We start from the raw sequence: 17,901 nt of genomic DNA, 5'->3' as shown, positions 1-17,901 counted from the left end.
CTCCTCGTGAAGCTCGGCTAGAAATCACCACGAAGGCCGAAGCTCGGCAGGATCGGCACGCCGGTCACGTATTGCCGCGCGGTGTAGTTGAAGTTGTAATCGATGCCCTCGACGTTCTGGCTGTTGTAGACGTTCTGGACGTCGAGGTAGATCGAGAGCTGCCAGCTCTTGAAGCGGAACCGACGATCGACGCGGATGTCGAGCTGGTGGAACATGGGGAATCGCTCGCTGAAGGGGCCGCTGTACGGGATCGGCACGTAGGTGCCGACGGACGCGTTGTAAATGGCGTTCGCGCGATTTGGGATGCAGCCCTCTTCCTCGAAGTTGCAGACGTTGGGCGTCGTGAGGTTGCCCGAGACGAGGCGGAAGCGCGCGCCGATCTCCCAGCCGCCGCCGAGGCGGTAGCTGCCGAGGGCGGTCAGGATGTGCGTCTGGTCGAACGAGACGGGCTGCTCCTCGGCGCCAGGGAGCGGCGTGCGGAGGCTGCGCGAGAGGGTATAGGCGACCCAGCCGAAGAAGTTCGCGTCGGCCTTGTATTTGAGCAGGAACTCCGCGCCGAAAATGCGGCCCTTGCCGAGGTTCCCGCGGACGGTACCGCCGCCGACGTCCGCAGCTTGCTGCGAGACGAGGCGATCGAGCTGCTTGTAAAAACCCTCGACGCTGAGCTCGATGTTGCGCGTGAACTCCTGCTCGGCGCCGATCGCATAATGAATGGCGCGGTTCGAACGGAGCCCGGGCGAACCGAACGGAGGGATCGTGTCCTGCGGCTGCGGCGGTTGGGTGTACGCGCCCACGCCGCCCTTGAGCGTCGAGCGCGGGAACTTGGAGGTGAGGTCGATGCGCCCATTGACGCGCGGAGAGATGTCGACGCCGTCCACGCGGTTGTAGCCGTCGATGCGGACACCCGGGACGAGCTTGGCCCGGCCCGTCGGCGCGATCTCGAGCTCGACGTAGCCAGCCGGGCTGACGATCCAGCCGTTGAACTCGGACTCGATGAGCGGGCGCGTCGAGAAGGGGCCGCCCGAGGGCTCGCCCGCGCGCGGCGGCGCAGGGCCGCGGTACTTCGCGTCGGCGTAGTTCGTGAACACGTCGAGGCCGGTGTTCAGCGTGATGCCCTTGCTGACGCGGCGCGTGTACTCGGCTCGCCCGCTGATGCTGTAGTTCGTGAGGTTGAAGAAGAAGGGGCCGACGCCGAAATCGAGTTTGTCGATGCCGACCGCAGCGACCGCGGAGAAGCGGTTCTTGTCGTCGATGTCGTTGTCGTAGCGGAGCTGGATGCGGTGAAAGCCCGTGTGAAACCCGGCGTTGCCGCTGATCGCAGGCTCGCCGGGCGGAGGCTGGTCGGCGATGAGCGCGATGGAGTCGTCCGCGCCGAAGAAGGTGAGGCGCACGCTCGAGCTCGGCGTCGGGTTCGCCTCGAGGCCGAGCTGATAGTCCCAGTAGACGGGGAGCTGCGTGATGCCCGCGCCCGCGGCGTCGAGGGCGAGGCCAAGCGTGGCGTCGAGGTAGCTGCGCCGCGCGCCCGCGATGAAGCGGACTTTGTTCTTCGTGCCAGGCACGGGGCCCTCGGCGATGAAGCGCGCGTCGACGAGGTCGGCCTGCGCCATGCCGTGGTACTTGCCGTCGTTCTTGGGCGCGCGGACCGCGACGTCGACGATGCCGCCCATGACGCGGCCATACTGGGCGCTGAAGTTGCCCGGGAAGAAGTCGATGCGCTCGATCATCTCGGTCGGGACGACCGAGGACAAACCACCGAAGTGGTAGATGAGCGGGATCTGGGTGCCGTCGAGGAACGTCTGCGTGTCCTGCGGGGCCGAGCCGCGCACGAGCAGGATGCCCGCGATGGCAGGCGGTCGCGCGACGCCGGGCAGGTTCTGGAGCGCGCGGAGAGCGTCGCCGTTCGTGCCGGGGATGCGGAGCATCTCGCGTTGCTCGAGCGTCCGCTTCGTGACCTCGCGCGGCGCGCGCGCGCCACGCACGACGACCTCGAGGCCGTCGCTCGCGGCGACGAGGCGGTACTTGACCTCGATGGCCTCGCCCGCGGCGATCTCCTCGGTGACGTCGAGCGTGTCGTAGCCGGGCGCCGTGATGATGACGCGGTACTTGCCCGGCCCGAGCGCGTCGAAGCGGAAGTTGCCGTCGCCGTCGACCGTGGCCTCGTTCTGGCCGGATGGGCCGCTCAGGAGGACGGTGGCGCCAGCGAGCGGGACGTCGCCGCCGCTCGCGAGGACGACGCCGCGGAGCGACTCGCTCGCCTGCGCGGCACCGGGTTTGTCCCCGGAGGTCGCGTCGGGCGGAGGCTCGGCCTTCTTCAGCGCGAACGAGTAGCGGTAGAGGATACGCGCGGGGACGGGCGTGCCGTCGGCCTTGCGCGCAGGGTCGAACTCGAGCTTCTTCGCCGCCTCGACGGCCGATTCGTCGAAGCCATGCCCCGCCGGCTCGATGACGGCGACGTTCTTGACCTTGCCGGTCCTGTCGATGTCGAGCTGGAGGGTGACGGTGGCTTCGAGGCCAGCCTTCTCGGCCTCGGGGGGATACACCGGCGGCTGGTAGTTCAGCGGCCGGGGCATCGTGCCGGTAGGCGCGGCAGCGGGTGCGGTTGGTGCGTTGGGAGGAGGCGCGTCGCCGGGCGGGGCGGTCTGCGCGAGGGCAGGCGTAGAGGAGGTCCCGGCGACGAGCCCCGCGAGGATGAGGGCGAGGGCGCTCTTCTGGCGAGGCAGCACGTTCACGTGGTCATACCGGATCGCGGCGCTTCAAGATGACGCAAAGGACGACGACGAGGGAAATCGTGAAGCCCCCGAGCACCGCGAACGGTAGCCACGTGCTCTCGTAGTTCGTGAAGCCCCAGCCGCCCGCGAGGGTGTCGGAGGCCATCTGCGCGATCGAGCACTTGAATTTGCCAGCCTCGATGAAGTCGGCAGGTGCGCTCTCCGTGCGGCCGAGGTCGATGACCCACGAGGGATCCTCCTTGAGCGAAAGGCGCTCGTGGACGATGGAGCCCTCGAAGCCCCAGCGGGCCGGCATGATCATCATGAGGGGCTTCAAGTGCGGCACCGTCGTCATGGGGACCATGAGCCCTCCGAGGACGACCTGAGGGATGAGCGCGATGGGCGTCAAGGCCATGGCCGCCTCGGACGACTCGACGACGGTCGAGAGGAGGAGCCCGAGCGCGACGGCCGCGAGCGAGGTGGCCACGAGCGAGGCGAGCTGCATCAAGAACGCCGCGGGGCCGCCGTGGAAGCCGAGCGTGAAGAACACGATCGCGAGGAGGATCGTGCACTGGATGATGCAGAAGAACGCGAGCAGGATGTACTTCGAGAGGACGTAGTTGAGCAGGCCCAGCGTGACCATGCGCTCGCGCATGTAGATGGCCCGCTCGCTGACGATCTCGCGCGCCGCGTTGGAGGTGCCGAACCAGACGGAGGCGACGACGAGGAAGAAGATGGCGCCGGTGTTGTCGGCGGTGGCCGTCATGTTCTTCAAGACGTCGCCGGTGTTCGTGTTGCCGCCGAACTTCTTGCCGAGCTCCTGGAGCGCGCCGAGGCACCACGCCGGGACGGCCTTCTCCTGCCAGCCGAAGACGATCGCGAGCAGGATGCCGATGATCGGCGCCTGCGCGAGCATGATGACGGTGCCCGCCGTGTCTCGGATCTTCGTCTTGAAGTAGCGTGAGAGCAAAAGGCCGAGCTGGCCCTTCGTTGTCGCGCGTCGTTCGGGGATCGCGCGCTGTCCCTGGCCGGCGCCTATCTCGCGCCGGCCCGTGTACATCTTGCGGTACGTGGGGTTCTGATCGCTGAAGTACTCGCGGCGCCACTCGAGCGCGGCGGTCTTGCGCGCATGGCCGCGCGGCACGTTCGGATCCCGCGCGCGCATCTGGTCGTAGATGGACTTCTCGCGCGAGGCGATCATCTCGAACATGTCGCGGGGGTTGTCGATGTCGTTGCGCTGGCCCTGCCGCTCCTTCCACGAGCCGAAGAATCGGTACGACTCGCCCTGCGTCGAGCCGAAGAACATCGGCACGCCGCCGTAGCCCATGATCAGCGCGTGCGAGAACTTCTCGTACTCGTCCTTCGCCGGCTGATGGATCGTCATGATGATCGTCTTGCCCGTGGCCTTCGTGAGGTCGTGCAAGAGCGTGATCAGCGCGGTGGTGTCGTCGGCGGCGAGGCCGGAGGTAGGCTCGTCGAGGAAGAGGATGACGGGGTCGGTGACGAGCTCGAGCGCGATGTTGACGCGCTTCCTCTGACCACCCGAGAGGATCTTCTTCTCGGGTTTGCCGATCTGGAGGTTCTTCACGCCCTCGAGGCCGAGGTCCTTGATCGTCTGCTCGACGCGCGCGTCGATCTCCTCCTCGGAGTAGTCGGGCGGGAGGCGGAACTTCGCGCTGTACTTCACGGCCTCGAAGACCGTGAGCTCGGGATGCACGAGGTCGTCCTGCGGGACGTAGCCGATCGAGCCGCGAAGGTTGTCGTAGATGTTGTAGAGGTCCTCGCCGTTGATGCGGACGACGCCGCTCGTGGGCGGGAGGTAGCCGTTCAACGTGAGCAAGAGCGTCGTCTTGCCCGCGCCCGAAGGGCCCATGAGCGCGATCATGTCGCCCGGCAACGCCTTGAACGAGACGTCGTCGAGCAGGCGCTTCATCTCGCTCGGGTTGTCACGATCGGGGACCTCGAGGACGAGGCTCCACGCTTCGATCTCGTAGAGCGGTTTGCCCGCCCAGCGATCGGCCGAGTACTCCTCCTGGACGACCTGGACCGCGCCCGAGGAGCCGAGCTCGATCTGGAGCGGCATCGGGCCGATGAAGAACTTCTCGCCGCTCTGGATGCCGATCTTCTGGCCCGGCGGGATGCGCTGGCCGCGGACGTAGGTGCCGTTCGCGCTGCCGCGATCCTCGACGAAGAGCTGCCCGTTCATCTGGTGCACGAGCGCATGGCGGCTCGAGACCTGCGGGTGCTGAATGACGATGTCGTTGTCGGGCGTGCGGCCGATGCTCTTCTGTCCGCCGCCGCTCGGGCCCGCGAAGTCGAGCTGGCCGAGGACGGTCTTGTTCTTCTTGCCTGGGGCGCCCGCTTGCGGCGCGCCCGAAGGGAGAGCGCCCGCCGCCGGCGCCGCGCCCGAGACGGGCGGATACCCCTGCGGCTGCTGCTGCTGCACGGAGGGATACCCCTGCGGTTGCGCGGGCGGGTAGCCCTGCTGCGGCATCGAGACGTTCGTCTGCGGCATGGGCGCCGCGGGCTGCTGGGCATACGCGCCGCTCACGACGGGCGCGCCGCCACGCGCAGCCTGCGCGAGTCGCGCGAGGAGCTCGACAGGGACGGGCACGGGACCAAACGCGACGACGCCGTTCGGATCGATCGGCGCGGGCTGCGCAGCCTGGATCTTCGTGGTGCCGACGTACGTGCCGCTCGTCGAGCCGTTGTCGACGACGAGCATGCGATCGAGCATCACGGTGGCGTGCTGGCTCGAGACGCTCGGATGCTGAATGACGAGCGATGCGCGCGCCGGATCGCGGCCGATCACGTGCTGGCCCGCGGGCGCGGGCGTATTGCCCGTGGCCATGATCGAGAGGATGATCGCGGGGTGGCTGAGCGGGACGGGCGCGCGGCCCACGACGAACTGGGTGCGGAAGTCGAAGGGGACTTCTTCACCCGGGGCGAGCTGGCGGTTGTTCGCGAACGAGGGGGCCGCGCCGCCGCCGATGAACACGAGCCTGCCGCCGCCCTGATGGACGAGGCGCGCGTGCTCGGGCGCGACGCTGGGATCCGCGATGACGACGTCGCACGTGGGAGCGCTGCCGATCGTGAGGGTCTGCTTGCCAAAGCCGGGGACCATGCGGGCTACCTTTCACCACGAACGTCCGCGGAGAGCAACGGGGACGGCCGCGCTTCGCGTGACGCGAGCAGGATAGGCACGCCGGGGCGGCGTTCGCCAGCGTTGTTCAGCGCAGGAAAAGAGCCCAGATGAGCAGGAGCAAGAGCACGGCGATCACGGCCGACATGCCGATGATCACGTACACGATGCCCGCCTGGGAAGGGCGCGCGCCGGCCGGCGCGGACAAGGGCGCGGAGGGGACGGCTTTCGGGACCTCCGGCGGATGCGTGGGAGAAGGACCCTGGCCCGTGACCTGGGTGGCCTGCGGGGGCGCATAACGCGCCGAAGGCGGCGGCAAGGGGAGCTGGGCCGCAAAAGGCGCGAGGCGCGGCTGCTCGGGCATCGTGGGCGAGGGCGCGACGGGGCGATCGACGGCCGTCGGCTGCACCGGCGCGAAGCCCGGCGACGAAGGCGAAGGCGGCGGCAAGGGGAGGCCGCCCTGCTCGGGCGCGGTCGGGGCCGCGGAGGACGTGCTGGGCGAGAGCAACGTGGGGACCGGCACGGGCGGGGGCAAGCCGAGCTTCGTTCCCGCGGCGGCCGCCGTGTCGACCGCGGCCATCGGTCGCGTCTCCTGCGGAGGCGCAGGCCGCGAGGCCGCGGGCTCCGGCGCGATCGCGGGCGCTTGCGGGATCGTGTGCGACGCGCGCGGCGCGAGCTCCACGATGCGCACCATCTGCACGGTGATGTTGTCGTGGCCGCCGCGATCGTTCGCGAGGTTGACGAGCTGATTGCAGGCGTGCGGGAGCGCGCCCGAGTTGAGCGCCTGGCGCACGGAGCCGAGGATGTCGACGCCGAGCACGAGGTCGGTGAGGCCGTCGCTCGACTGGAGGAAGATGTCGCCCGGGAACATCTCCATCGGCTCGGGTCGGACCTCGACCTCGACCTCGGCGCGCATGCCGAGCGCGCGCGTGATCTTGTTCGCGTCGGGATGCCCGATGGCCTCGGCCTCGGTGAGCATGCCGGCGTCGATCATGCCCTGCACCATCGAGTGGTCGCGCGTGAGCGGGTAGATCTGGCCCGCGCGGATGCAGTAGGCGCGGCTGTCACCGACGTGCGCGACGTCGAGGCCGCGATCGCCGATCAGCATGGCCACGACGGTCGAGCCGGGCCGCCCGCGGTTCTCGGGCGGCCCGCCGAGCTGGTAGACGCGACGTCCGGCTTCTTCGATCGCGGCCTTGAGTGCCGTCGCGGCGGTGGCGCCGGTCGGGGCCTGATCGATGACCTCGAAGATCGTGGCGATCGCGGTGCGGCTCGCCTCCCGGCCCCCGTAGTGCCCGCCCATGCCGTCGCAGAGGACGACGAGATGGCCGAAGCGCGTCTCGGCGTACCCGCACGAGTCCTCGTTGACCTGCTTGTTCGGATCGCGGCCAGGATCGCTGGCCTGGGCGAACTCGATCCGGACGCGGGTGCCGAGGGCCTGGGGTTGGCTCATCGCAGAAGGGCCGGGGGGTGGGGGCCGGGACGACGGTCGTTCGAGCGTAGACTACTCGAAACGGACGTTGAACTCGATGGGGCCGAAGCGAAGCATCGAGCCGGGCGGGACAGGCGTCCACACGAGCGGCGGGATGCGGTTGCCATTGATGCTCGTGCCGTTGTTCGAGTTCTCGTCACGCACGAAGAGCTGGCCGTTCTCGAACTTGATGACGGCGTGGCTGCCGGAGACGCGCGGCTCGTTCACCACGATCTGACACGTCGCGGCGTCGCGGCCGACGCGCATCTCCGTGCCCGGGTTGAACGTGAAGATGCCGAGCGAGCCGGAGAGCACCGCGCGGTTCGCGGAGCCGCCGACGGAGCCGCCGCCCATCGGAGGAGGACCGTAGCCGCCGCCGAAGTCGGGGCCGCCCATGCCGGGCACGCCGCCGCCCATGGGCACGGCGGGCGCGTAGCCGCCGCCCATCGGGCCGGGCGGGCCACCCGCGGGGCGCGGGGCCGTCGTGGGCGCGGCGCCGGCGCGTCGCTTGTTGCCGCCGCTGCGGAAGATCGAGACGACGAGCAGGACGAGGACCACGCCGCCGAAGGTGATGCCGCCGATGAGCAAGTAGGGCAGCGGCGCCTCTTTCGCCTTCACCGTGATGATCTTGTCGGCGGTGATGGCGCTCGTGCGCTTGGCCTGGTTGTCGTAGACGATGAGGCGCGCGGTCATCTGCTCGCCCTTGCCCGCCAGGAACTTGTCGGTGTTCGGCAGTTCGAACTCGACCATGCTCTCGCCGGCCGTCGTGGCCTTGCCGCGCATGCCTTGCTCGATGAGCGTGCGCTGGGCCTTCTTCGCGTCCTCGATGCTGCCGCCCTGGAGCGAGGCGGGCGCGGGCTGGTTCTTGGGAACCATGTAGAGCTCGGCCCGCTGCGTGTTGCCGCCCCAGCAGAAGTTGCCGAAGACCTTCACGGTCCCGCCGGGATACACGGGATCCTTCGCCGCGGCGCGTTCGGTGGCCTCACGATCGATGTCGAGCGGCCACTGCGAGGGATCGATGCCGACGGGCACGTTCTGGAACGTCGCGTCGCCGGCGATCAGCGGATCGGTGTTGAGGAACGCGAGGCGGATGGTCTGCGTCAAGCTCAGCGCGACACACGAGACGCGCCACTTGACGATGTGCATCTTGTTGAAGCGCGAGCGGACGGCGTTGACGATGTTCACCGCGCGCGCTTCCTGCCTGTCGCGCACGATGCTGTAGAAGCCGCCGATCTCGGTGTTCGCGAGCCCTTCCATGAACTCGCGCGAGTTCGCGGTGAACTCCTCGACGAGCTTGCTCGGGAACCAGATCGAGATGACCGGCACGGGCGTCTTCGGGAGGACCTCGTTGTTCTCCGGGAAGCGGCCCTTCGTGAGGTAGTCCTTGAGCAGGTTCGAGGCCGCGGCCGTCGAGCTCGGATCGGCGCCTGCCGCGCCGTTCGAGAGCACCACCATGGCCTGGTGCATGGGCACGACGACGTTCGTGCCCACGTTGCCGAGCTCCCGGAAGCCGTCGGTGGCCGCGGTCTTGATGATGTTGAAGAGCGGGCGCGTGCGGCCCTGCGTGGGGAACGTGTTCTTGACGCTCGCGATCGTCTGGAGCGCCGTCTGCTTGTTGTTCACCCACTTCGAATCTTCGACGACGCTCTTGTCGTTGAAGAACATCACGTCGACGATGTCGTTCGGGCCCATCGCGTTGACGAACGCGGTCGCGACGGACTTCGCCTCGTCGAAGCGCGTGCCCATCGAGGACGCCGCGTCGATGAGGATGAGCCACGCGGTGCCCACGCCGGGCTGGCTCGTGCTCTCGCCCCAGCGCGCCTTCGACTCGAACCGGGCCGCGGTGTCGGAGCCGTCGACGACGACGCTGAGCACCGCGTTCTTCTCGGGGAAGTCGAACGACGAGTAGAGCGCGTTCGGCTGCTCGATCGCGTTCGACACGCAATCGTTGAACGCGTCGCCGTTCAGCGCCGCGCAGGGCCGTGTCGCGTCCGACAAACGCTTGTTCTGGACGAGATCGATCACGGTCGTGAGCACGGGCGAGCCGTCGACCGTGCTCGTGCGCGGATCGATGCGGAGGATCCTCGCCTCCGGAGCGGCGAAGGAGGGCGCGGCGGCGAAGAGGATCGCCGCGAGCGCTGCGAGCGCGGGGAGCGCGAACAGGGGAGCCTTCTTGCGCGCAGATCGAGCGACTGCGCCGGCGGCTCCGTGGGGCAACGGGTTCATGCTTGAGCCTCCAACATTGGGGGTCCTCGGCGAGCCGGCGCTGTCGCGGGGTGACGGGCACCTCCGCGCACGCGCACGGTCCGCGAGCGTGGCCGCCGCGTGCTCTCGCGCGTCGAGGCAGCGAAGCGCGTCCGCCCTGCGCGGAGAGCGCGGGGGACGGCTGCCTCGGGCGACGCGAGCGCGCGGGGGCGTCATCTCGTCGAGGAGCTGGGTAGGGTGAAAAGGGCGTTCCGCACGGGGCTTCTCCGCGCGACCCCTAGGTCCGAGCGGTCACGATGAAGGTGATGACGCTGAAGCCGCCGAAGCGGATCTTGTCGCCGTCACGCAGCTCGCGCCTGCCCTTGAAGCCGATGGCTTCCTCGTTGTGGAAGGTGCCGTTCGTCGAGCCGAGATCACTCAGGATGAACCTCCCACCTTCGCAGTCGATCGTCGCGTGATTCGTGGACGTCGTGCCGTGCGCGATCTCCACGTCGACCTTCTGACCCGTGTCCGCGCGGCCGACCGAGTTCTTGCCCTGCCAGAGCGGCCAGAACTTGCCGAGCGGATCGTCCTGGTAGCTCACCAGGAAGCCTGCGAGCGCGCGGCGGCCCTCCGGCGCGCCTCCTTGCCGACCGGGCGTCGGCAGAGGATTCCCCGGGGCCGCGGTCGCGGCGTTCGCGCGCCGCTGCGGCTCCTTCAGATCGAAGCCACTTTCGAGCTTCGGCGGCGGCGCGTACCCTTCGGGTTTGTCCGCCATCGGCGGCGGGCCGAACGGCCGAGGTCCCGGAGGCGGCGGATAGCCACCGACCGCGGGCTCCGGCGGCGGTCCGTACCCGGGCGGCGCGGGCGGCGGACCGAAGCCTGCCGGCCCAGGCGGCGGCCCGTACCCAGGCGGCGCGGGCGGCGGACCAAAGCCGGCCGGCCCAGGCGGTGGGCCAAACCCCGCAGGCGCCGGCGGCGGCTCGGGGGGCGGACCAAAGCCCGGAGGCGCGGGAGGCGGGCCGAATCCAGGCGGCGCGGGCGGCGGACCGAAGCCGGCGGGCGCCGGCGGCTCGGGAGGCGGGCCGAATCCAGGCGGCGCAGGCGGCGGGCCAAACCCGCCCGGCGGCGAGGGCGGCTCGGGAGGCAGGCCGAATCCAGGCGGCGCAGGCGGCGGACCGAAGCCACCGGGACCCGCCGGCGGAGGTCCGAATGCGGGGGGCGGCGGAGGCGGACCGAAGCCACCGGGTGCCGGCGGCGGCGCGCCGAACGCGGGGGGCGGAGGAGGCCCGAATGCGCTGGGGTTCGCCGTGGGCGAGGGGGGCGGCCCGAAGCCGCCGCCGAAGCCGGGGGGAGCCGGCGGGGGCGGTCCGAAGCCCGGCGGCTCGGGAGGCGGCCCGAAGCCCGGCGGGGCCGGCGGAGGCCCGAAGCCCGGCGCTTGCCCGAAGGCGGGAGGGGGCGGAGGAGGACCGAAGGCGCCGGGCGCCGAGGGCCCGAGCGGAGAGGCACAGATCGCGCAGAACTTGTCGGCGGGTGTGGCAGGCGCGCCGCAACGCGGGCAGTTCATAGTGTCCTTCTCGTGTTGACGGACCAAAGACCTCGTCCGCCTCGGCGGCAGCATACCGTGGGGGCCGGACCGAGGATCAAGAAGAAGTGCTCTTTCCCTCGGCGGGGGGTGGACGAGGCACCTCGGAGCACGACGCAGCGCAGCACATCCCAGGGGCCGCGGGAAGGACTCCCGGCGCGACGAAGGACTGCTGCCGATGCGCAAAAGGAAGCGGGGCCCGGCGCGGCGAGACGTGGAGCCGGGGCCGCGAGCGGTTGAAAAACGAAAGGGTGTCCTGGGCTGGATTGGCCCTGGGACACCCTTCGTGATGAGAGAGCGGGAGAGAGCGGAAGCGGGAGGCCCCGAGGTGGGGCCTTCCGGATCAGCCGTCCTTGGCGTCGCGCACGCGGGCGGCCTTGCCGGCCAGCGAGCGGAGGTAGAACAGGCGCGAGCGACGAACGACGCCGCGCGAGACCACCTCGATCTTGTCGATGCGGGGGCTGTGCGTCGGGAAGATACGCTCCACGCCCACGTTGAAGCTCACCTTGCGGACCGTGAAGGTGCTGCGCGCACCAGCCCGACGCTGCTTCAAAACGACGCCCTGGAAGACCTGGATACGCTCCTTCTCGCCCTCGACGATGCGGTAGTGGACCCGGACGGTGTCGCCGACCCGGAACTCCGGGAGCCCCTCGCGGAGCTGCGGGGTTTCGATCTTCGCAAGTACGTTCGAGGTGAGCATGGCGCGGTCCTTCGACTGGGGATGGTCCCGGCTGTTGGGGCAAACGGCTCCACGCCTGCCGGAGACGACGAGGGAGCGGCATTATGCATACCGTCCCCACGCTGTCAACCGATCATGGAGCGTGTGGATGCGGTGGATCGCGGGGCGACGAACTCACCGCCCCGCACGATCCGTTCGCGGCAACTAGCGACGAACGGGGATGATCTGCACGCGGCGCGCGTCGCCTTCGCCGTCGCTCTTCGTGACGACACCGGGGAACTTCGCGAGCGCGAGGTGCACGACGCGGCGATCCTGCGGGTTCATCGGTTCGAACGTGATGATCTTCCCCTCCTCGACGGCCTGCTTGCCGAGGCGCCGGGCCATCGAGGTGAGCGTCTCTTCGCGGCGGGCGCGGTAGCCCTCGGCGTCGATGATCACGTGGCGGCGCTGCTTGCCGGGTCGGTTGATCACGCGGTTGGCGAGGAACTGCAGCGCGGCGAGCGTCTGGCCCTTCTTGCCGATGATGCGGCCGGCGTCCCTGCCTTCGATCTCCAGCCGGATCTCCTCGGGCGGATCTTCCGGCTCGTTCTCGAGCAGGTCCACGGTGCAGTCCATGCCCATCGCGGCGAGCGTATCGATGACGAAGTCGAGCGCTTGATCGGCGCGACCATCCTCCTCGAACGGGACTGCTGCTGTCTCGGCGACGCGCTCGTCGCGCTCGTCGTCGTGCCGGGTGCCTTCGGCGTTCACGCTGGTCTTCCCGGGAGCTCCATTATCCACGGACACGTGCCTTTCCCTTTCCAAGAGCAGGCGCCGACTTGGTTTCGTCGCCCGAAGATTTCTCTGGCTTCTCGCGCACCTCGATGCCGGCGGAACCCTGCGTCTTGCGGCTCAGGTAGCGCTCGACCGCGACCTGCTGGGCGATGCCGAGCCACGTGTTGGTCAGCATGTACACGCCGAGGCCTGCGGGCAGGTAGAGCATCATCACCACGAAGATGCCGGGCAGCATGTACTGCATCATCTTCTGCTGCATCGGGTCGCCCTGCGGCGGCATGAGCTTCTGCTGGAAGAAGCTCGACGCGCCGAGGATCGCGGGGATGACGAAGTATTCGCCCTTGTCCGAGAGATCCGGGATGATCCGGGCCGACAGGAAGGGCACGTGGTAGAGCTCGACCGCCGTCTGCAGGGCCTGGTAGAGCGCGAACCACACGGGCATCTGCAAGAGCACCGGGATGCACCCGAGCACCGGGTTCGTCACGCCGTGCTTGCGCCAGAGCTCCTGGAGCGCGAGTCCACGCTGCGCCGGATCTTCCTTGTAGCGCGCGTTGATGTCGTCCATCTCCGGCTTGAGCCGACGCATGGCCGCGCTGCTCTTGATCTGCGAGATGCTGAGCGGGAAGAGCAGCATGCGCACGGTGATCGTGAGCAGCGCGATCGCGAAGCCCCAGCTCCCCACGGCCTTGTGGAGGATCTTCAGGTAGCCGACGAGCACCTTCGCGATCGGCGAGAACGTGCCGAGATCGATCACCTCGGTGATGCCCGGGCCGACCCCGGCGAGCACCTCGCGCTCCTTCGGGCCCGTGAAGCTCAGGACCTTGTACGTCTGCGTCGCCTGCGGCGCGAGCTCGACGTCGGGGTACGCGAGGCGCGCGCGGTAGACGTGCCCGTGCGTGTCCTTGTCGTTCTCGCGGTTCGCCGCGTTGAACTTGTCGCGGTTCCAGTCCTCTTCGATCTGCGTCTCGGCGAGCGGCGCGGGGCCTTCGAGCGGGATCGCGGCCTTCGTGAAGTACACGCTGCTCACGGCGACCCACTTCGCGGCGCCGGGGCTACGGCGCCAGTACTCGTTCGTGAACTCCTTGTCCTTGAAGTCCTTCGGCTCGAACGCGTCGGCGTGCAGGCGATCGACCTTCTCCGTCGTCGCAGCGACGACGTCCGTCATGTGCTCCGAGATGCGGCCGAGGCTGCCCTTCGTCTCCTCGGTCGTGCGCCACGAGGTCTGCTCCACCGTGAGCCTGTGCTTGAGCGGCTCGGCGGAGAGGTTCTTCACCTCGAGCGTCATTTCGAGCTCGAAAGGTTTGCCCGTCTCGCGCACGACCTTCGTGAGCTTCGAGGTCGCGTCTTCGTAGACGAACGTGCACGACTTGCCGTCCTGCTCCGTGAGCTTCCAGTCGAGGTTGTCGAACGGCGTCTGCTGCTTCTCGACCCCGGGCAAACGCAGGTCCGTTCGCAGCGGCTGGCGCCACTCCTGCGAGGTCGTCACGAGATCGATCGGCTTGCCGTTCTTCGAGTACTTGCCTTGATCGGTGAGCCGAAGGTGGCGCAGCGATCCGCCGCGCGAGGACAGCTCGGCCTCGAAGCGCGCGCCGCTGATCGTGCAAATCTGCTCGGGCTGCCTCTGGGCGTCCGGCAGCCGGTTGGCGTCGTAGAACGTGTTCGGCTGGATCTCTTCGTTGCCCTTGCCGAACAGGTTGCCGCCGAACTGCCAGAACAGGATGGCAGCGATGCCGATGAGCACCCACTGAGCGATTTTGCCGCGTTCCATGAAATCCTTCGGCAATCTCCTTGCCGTGAAACCCTACTGATCCTTGCCCCGCCCCGTGCTCGCTTGATCCCCCCGGACGGGCTCGCTCGCTTGGCGAGCATGCGAGAGGAACCTAGCCAGCCTCATGGACCGCGCCACTGCTCCACGGCGAAAGTCGAGCGTCGTGGGAAGAAAGGTTCGTACCTTCCACCCTCTGATCCGGGCCGTGCCGCGCGGGCTCTTCCGTACGCGAGCGGCCGATCCGTGGAGGCGGCGGAGGATCGTAGCCGCCCGGATGGAACGGGTGGCACTTACACAGGCGCTTCACTGAAAGCAAGCTCCCGCGCAGCGCGCCATGACCCGCGATGCACGCGGCGGCATACCGCGAACACGACGGTTCGAACCGACAGACAGGGCCGAAGAGCGCGAGCAGCACCTTCGAGAGCGTCAGCTGGTAGACGCGGATCAAGAGGAGGAGGAGCTTGGCCAGCATGATGCAGGGCGCGGCGGGCGACGCCGGAGGGCGCGAGGTGTGGCGAGACAGGGCGCGTCGGCCGCGGCTCCCATCGCGAGATCGCGACGAAGCTTGGGGGCCCGCGTCCCCGCTTGCAAGGTCAAGCGCCGCCTTTGCGCCCGTCGCTGGAGCGGTTTCTCGGGTCCGCCTGCGTGCTCGGGTTCGGCTTGCCGCTCGCGCGCTTGCGCACGAGCGGTAGCACCGCCTGAACCTCCGCTTCGAGCTCCCCGCAGGCGAGCTCATCCACGCCCGGACGCACGATCACCACGACGTCAACGCCCCGCGGAAACGACGCCGCGTTTAGGCGAAAGACCTCACGGAGCAGGCGCTTGGCCCGGTTGCGCTGCACGGCGCACCCCACCTTCCGCGACGCCACCACGCCGAGGCGTGTGGTCGTATCGTCGGGACGGGGTGCGATCAGGATCAGGAGGTGGCGCGTCGTGACCCGGGCGCCGCCCTCCTGAACGCGCAAGAAATCAGGGCGACGCCGTAAGCGCTGCGCTCGCGTGAATGTCTGGCGAGGCAACTACTTCTTGTAGATCGACGTGGCGAGGCGCGCGCGGCCCTTACGCCGGCGGTTGTTGATCACCTTGCGGCCGCCGCTCGTGGCCATGCGCGCCCGGAAGCCGTGCGTACGCGCGCGGCGGGTGTTGTGGGGCTGGAACGTGCGCTTCATCGTAGGACCCTTCAGAACCCTTCGTTTTTCGGGGCGCGCAAAGAAAGCACAGGTCCGCCTGCTGGTCAAGACCGCGAAACGCCCTGGATCGCGCGTCGTCTGTCTGACCTGATCCCACCCGTCCGGCAAGGGAGGAGACGGGCTCGTGCTCAAGGCTCCTCCCTACATCGCAAGACATTCCATGCGCCCGCACGCCTGGTGTAGCCTCCGCTTGCACGGGGGGGCCCGGTGATCCACCGCGCGGCAAGCGCACCCGGGCCTCTCGCTTCCGCGCGCAGTGCGCGCGCCGAGGAGACGCCGAAGACATGGCCCAAGTCGACCATCCCCGAGCCCGCCCGCCCGTCGGTGACACCGCGGCGGGAGGCACCTCCTCCGACGAGCGCGCGGCCACGCCCCGTCGCCCGTCCCTCCTGCGCCGCCTTGCCTCGGCTTGCTCGGCCGCGATCGCGGCCGCGGCGTGCCTCCTCGCGCCTGCCGAGGCCGACGCGCAGCAGTCGACGATGTACCTCGATCGCCTCTTCATCGGCGGCGCGCCCGAGGACGCGATCGGGCTCTGGCGCCCGCAGTTCAACCCGCAGACGCGGTTCTTCGGCCAGCTCGGCATGGGCTTCGCGCTGAACCCGTTCCGCATCGAGAACCACCAGGACGATCCGCGGAACGCCGGCATCTTCAGCCAGCGCAGCAGCGCGCCCGTCGGCCCGCAGCTCATCAGCTATCTCGATGTCGGCATCGAGGCCCTCGAGCGCTTCTCGTTCCAGGCAAACCTCCCGATCATCCTCTTCCAGGACGGCGGCACGACGTACCTCGCGCAGGTCTCGGGATCACAGCCGGTCAGTATGCGGACCGTCGCGCCCATGGATCTGCGCCTCGACGCGCGCGTGCTCCTCTGGCGGAACACCGCGCGCACCTTCAAGCTCGGCCTCGAAGGCGCGGTCTGGGTGCCGACGGGCGACAACGACTCGTTCGGCGGCGATCAGAGCACGAGCGGCGGCTTCCAGGTCGCGGTCGAGTACGACCTCAAGAGCTTCTTTCTCGTGGCCAACACGGGCCTCCAGTTCCGGCCCGCGGGCGGCGTGAACGACTTCAAGTCCGGCTCCGAGTGGCGCTGGGGCATCGGCGGCTTCTTGCCGCTGCGCGGCGGCGCGCTTCGTCTCGGCGCGCAGATCTTCGGCTCGACGGGCATCACCGACGACACCTTCTTCGACGTCGACAACACGCCAATCGAGTGGATGCTCGAGGGGCGTTACGCCTTCGATCAGAAGAAGCGCGCATGGCTCGGCGTGGGCGGCGGCACGCGCATCACGCCTGGATACGCGCCGGATTTCCGCCTCGTCGCGACCGTCGGGTACGCGTTCCCGATCAAGGACACGAACCCGCCGTCGCCTGGAAAGCGCTTCAAGACGGGCCGCTGGGCCGAGCACGGCGCGGACACCGACAAGGACGGGTTGCCTGACGACATCGATCTCTGCCCGACGGATCCCGAGGATCACAAGCCGCCGAACACGGACGACGGCTGCCCGCAGCCGCCCGATCGCGACGGCGACGGCATCCCGGACAACGTCGACAAGTGCCCCGACACGCCCGAGGACTTCGACAAGGTCGACGATCAGGACGGCTGCCCCGAGGACGATCCCGACAAGGACGGCATCAGCGACGCGAAGGACGCTTGCCCGAAGGAGCCCGGCGACGCGAACCCCGACGCGGAGAAGAACGGCTGCCCGACCTTCATCCGCAGGGTCACCGGCTCGAACGAGATCCAGATCCTGAAGAAGGTCGAGTTCTTGACGGGCAAGTCGACCATCTTGCAGCAGAGCTACCCGATCCTCGACGAGGTGGTGCGCCTCCTCAAGGTGAACCCCGAGATCCAGCACCTCGCGATCGAGGGCCACACGGACAATCGCGGCTCGGATGATCTCAACGAGAAGCTCTCGTCCGATCGCGCGAACGCCGTGATGGAGTACCTCATCAAGAAGGGCGGCATCGCCGCGGATCGCCTGAGCGCCGCCGGCTTCGGCCCGCGCAGGCCCATCGCCGACAACAACACGGCCGCCGGACGGCAGACCAACCGGCGCGTCGAGTTCCACATCCGCGACAAGGCGGCGGATGCCACGCCCCCCAGTCAGTAGCGGCCTCGCCGCGCTCCTCCTCGCGCTTGCTGCCGTCCTCGGCGCAGGGTGCGAGAAGGAGCGCGGCACGCCGTACGCGTGCACCTGTACGTTCCTCACGGACTTCGACGACAACTCCGGGAGCGAGGTGACCGTGTGCTCTCCGTCCGCCGAGCGCGCCCCCGATTTCGCCCGGGGCTGCGCGCAGTCCGGGGCGCCGGCGCCGGTGGAAAAGTGTGTCTGCACGCCGGAAAAAGGGTCCGGGACGTGCGAGGTCGGGCTCTGTCGGAATCGGCCTCGCGGCGAGTGAAATCCG

General features: G+C 68.9%; 13 protein-coding genes. 2 read left to right on the top strand and 11 right to left on the bottom strand.

The genetic code is table 11. The annotated features are described in order from the left end of the window. Window positions 1–17: 17 nt before the first annotated feature. From QHF83_RS19175 to rpmH, 11 genes are all read right to left on the bottom strand, one after another. Window positions 18–2,729 carry a TonB-dependent receptor gene (locus QHF83_RS19175; protein WP_282419315.1) on the bottom strand — a complete coding sequence of 904 codons (2,712 nt, stop codon included), beginning with the start codon at window positions 2,727–2,729 and terminating at the stop codon, window positions 18–20. A 4-nt stretch (window positions 2,730–2,733) separates the two neighbouring features. Further along, window positions 2,734–5,832: an FHA domain-containing protein gene (locus tag QHF83_RS19170; protein ID WP_282419314.1), complete on the bottom strand. Its 3,099-nt coding sequence runs from the start codon at window positions 5,830–5,832 to the stop codon at window positions 2,734–2,736. A gap of 106 nt (window positions 5,833–5,938) precedes the next feature. Continuing rightward, window positions 5,939–7,303 (bottom strand): protein phosphatase 2C domain-containing protein, encoded by a 1,365-nt coding sequence (locus QHF83_RS19165; RefSeq protein ID WP_282419313.1) that lies wholly within the window; start codon window positions 7,301–7,303, stop codon window positions 5,939–5,941. Between the two features lie 51 nt (window positions 7,304–7,354). Beyond that, entirely contained in the window at window positions 7,355–9,547 is a 2,193-nt protein-coding gene (locus QHF83_RS19160) for an FHA domain-containing protein (protein ID WP_282419312.1), read from the bottom strand. A 256-nt stretch (window positions 9,548–9,803) separates the two neighbouring features. After that, on the bottom strand, window positions 9,804–11,072 hold the full coding sequence (locus tag QHF83_RS19155; RefSeq protein WP_282419311.1) for an FHA domain-containing protein: 1,269 nt from the start codon (window positions 11,070–11,072) through the stop codon (window positions 9,804–9,806). Between the two features lie 361 nt (window positions 11,073–11,433). Next, window positions 11,434–11,790, bottom strand: a complete 357-nt coding sequence (gene rplS, locus QHF83_RS19150) for a 50S ribosomal protein L19 (RefSeq protein ID WP_272422627.1) — start codon at window positions 11,788–11,790, stop codon at window positions 11,434–11,436. A 183-nt stretch (window positions 11,791–11,973) separates the two neighbouring features. Next, a complete protein-coding gene (locus tag QHF83_RS19145; protein WP_282419310.1) occupies window positions 11,974–12,519 on the bottom strand; it encodes a R3H domain-containing nucleic acid-binding protein in 546 nt (181 codons plus the stop codon). 22 nt (window positions 12,520–12,541) lie between these two features. Next, a complete protein-coding gene (gene yidC / locus QHF83_RS19140; protein ID WP_282419309.1) occupies window positions 12,542–14,311 on the bottom strand; it encodes a membrane protein insertase YidC in 1,770 nt (589 codons plus the stop codon). A 112-nt stretch (window positions 14,312–14,423) separates the two neighbouring features. Beyond that, window positions 14,424–14,783 carry a membrane protein insertion efficiency factor YidD gene (gene yidD, locus QHF83_RS19135; protein WP_276073558.1) on the bottom strand — a complete coding sequence of 120 codons (360 nt, stop codon included), beginning with the start codon at window positions 14,781–14,783 and terminating at the stop codon, window positions 14,424–14,426. 121 nt (window positions 14,784–14,904) lie between these two features. Further along, window positions 14,905–15,330, bottom strand: coding sequence for a ribonuclease P protein component (gene rnpA / locus QHF83_RS19130; RefSeq protein WP_282419308.1), 426 nt, complete (start codon window positions 15,328–15,330; stop codon window positions 14,905–14,907). Then, entirely contained in the window at window positions 15,331–15,480 is a 150-nt protein-coding gene (gene rpmH / locus QHF83_RS19125) for a 50S ribosomal protein L34 (RefSeq protein ID WP_271917600.1), read from the bottom strand. 305 nt (window positions 15,481–15,785) lie between these two features. Between rpmH and QHF83_RS19120 the strand changes: the two genes are divergently transcribed. Further along, window positions 15,786–17,606, top strand: coding sequence for an OmpA family protein (locus QHF83_RS19120; protein WP_282419307.1), 1,821 nt, complete (start codon window positions 15,786–15,788; stop codon window positions 17,604–17,606). Beyond that, on the top strand, window positions 17,584–17,895 hold the full coding sequence (locus tag QHF83_RS19115; RefSeq protein ID WP_282419306.1) for a hypothetical protein: 312 nt from the start codon (window positions 17,584–17,586) through the stop codon (window positions 17,893–17,895). The genes QHF83_RS19120 and QHF83_RS19115 overlap by 23 nt, the downstream gene beginning before the upstream one ends. Window positions 17,896–17,901: the final 6 nt, after the last annotated feature.

The organism is Polyangium sp. 15x6 (assembly GCF_029960785.1).
In the GTDB taxonomy this organism is placed as follows: domain Bacteria; phylum Myxococcota_A; class Polyangia; order Polyangiales; family Polyangiaceae; genus Polyangium.
This window is presented reverse-complemented; position numbering and strand designations above follow the sequence as displayed.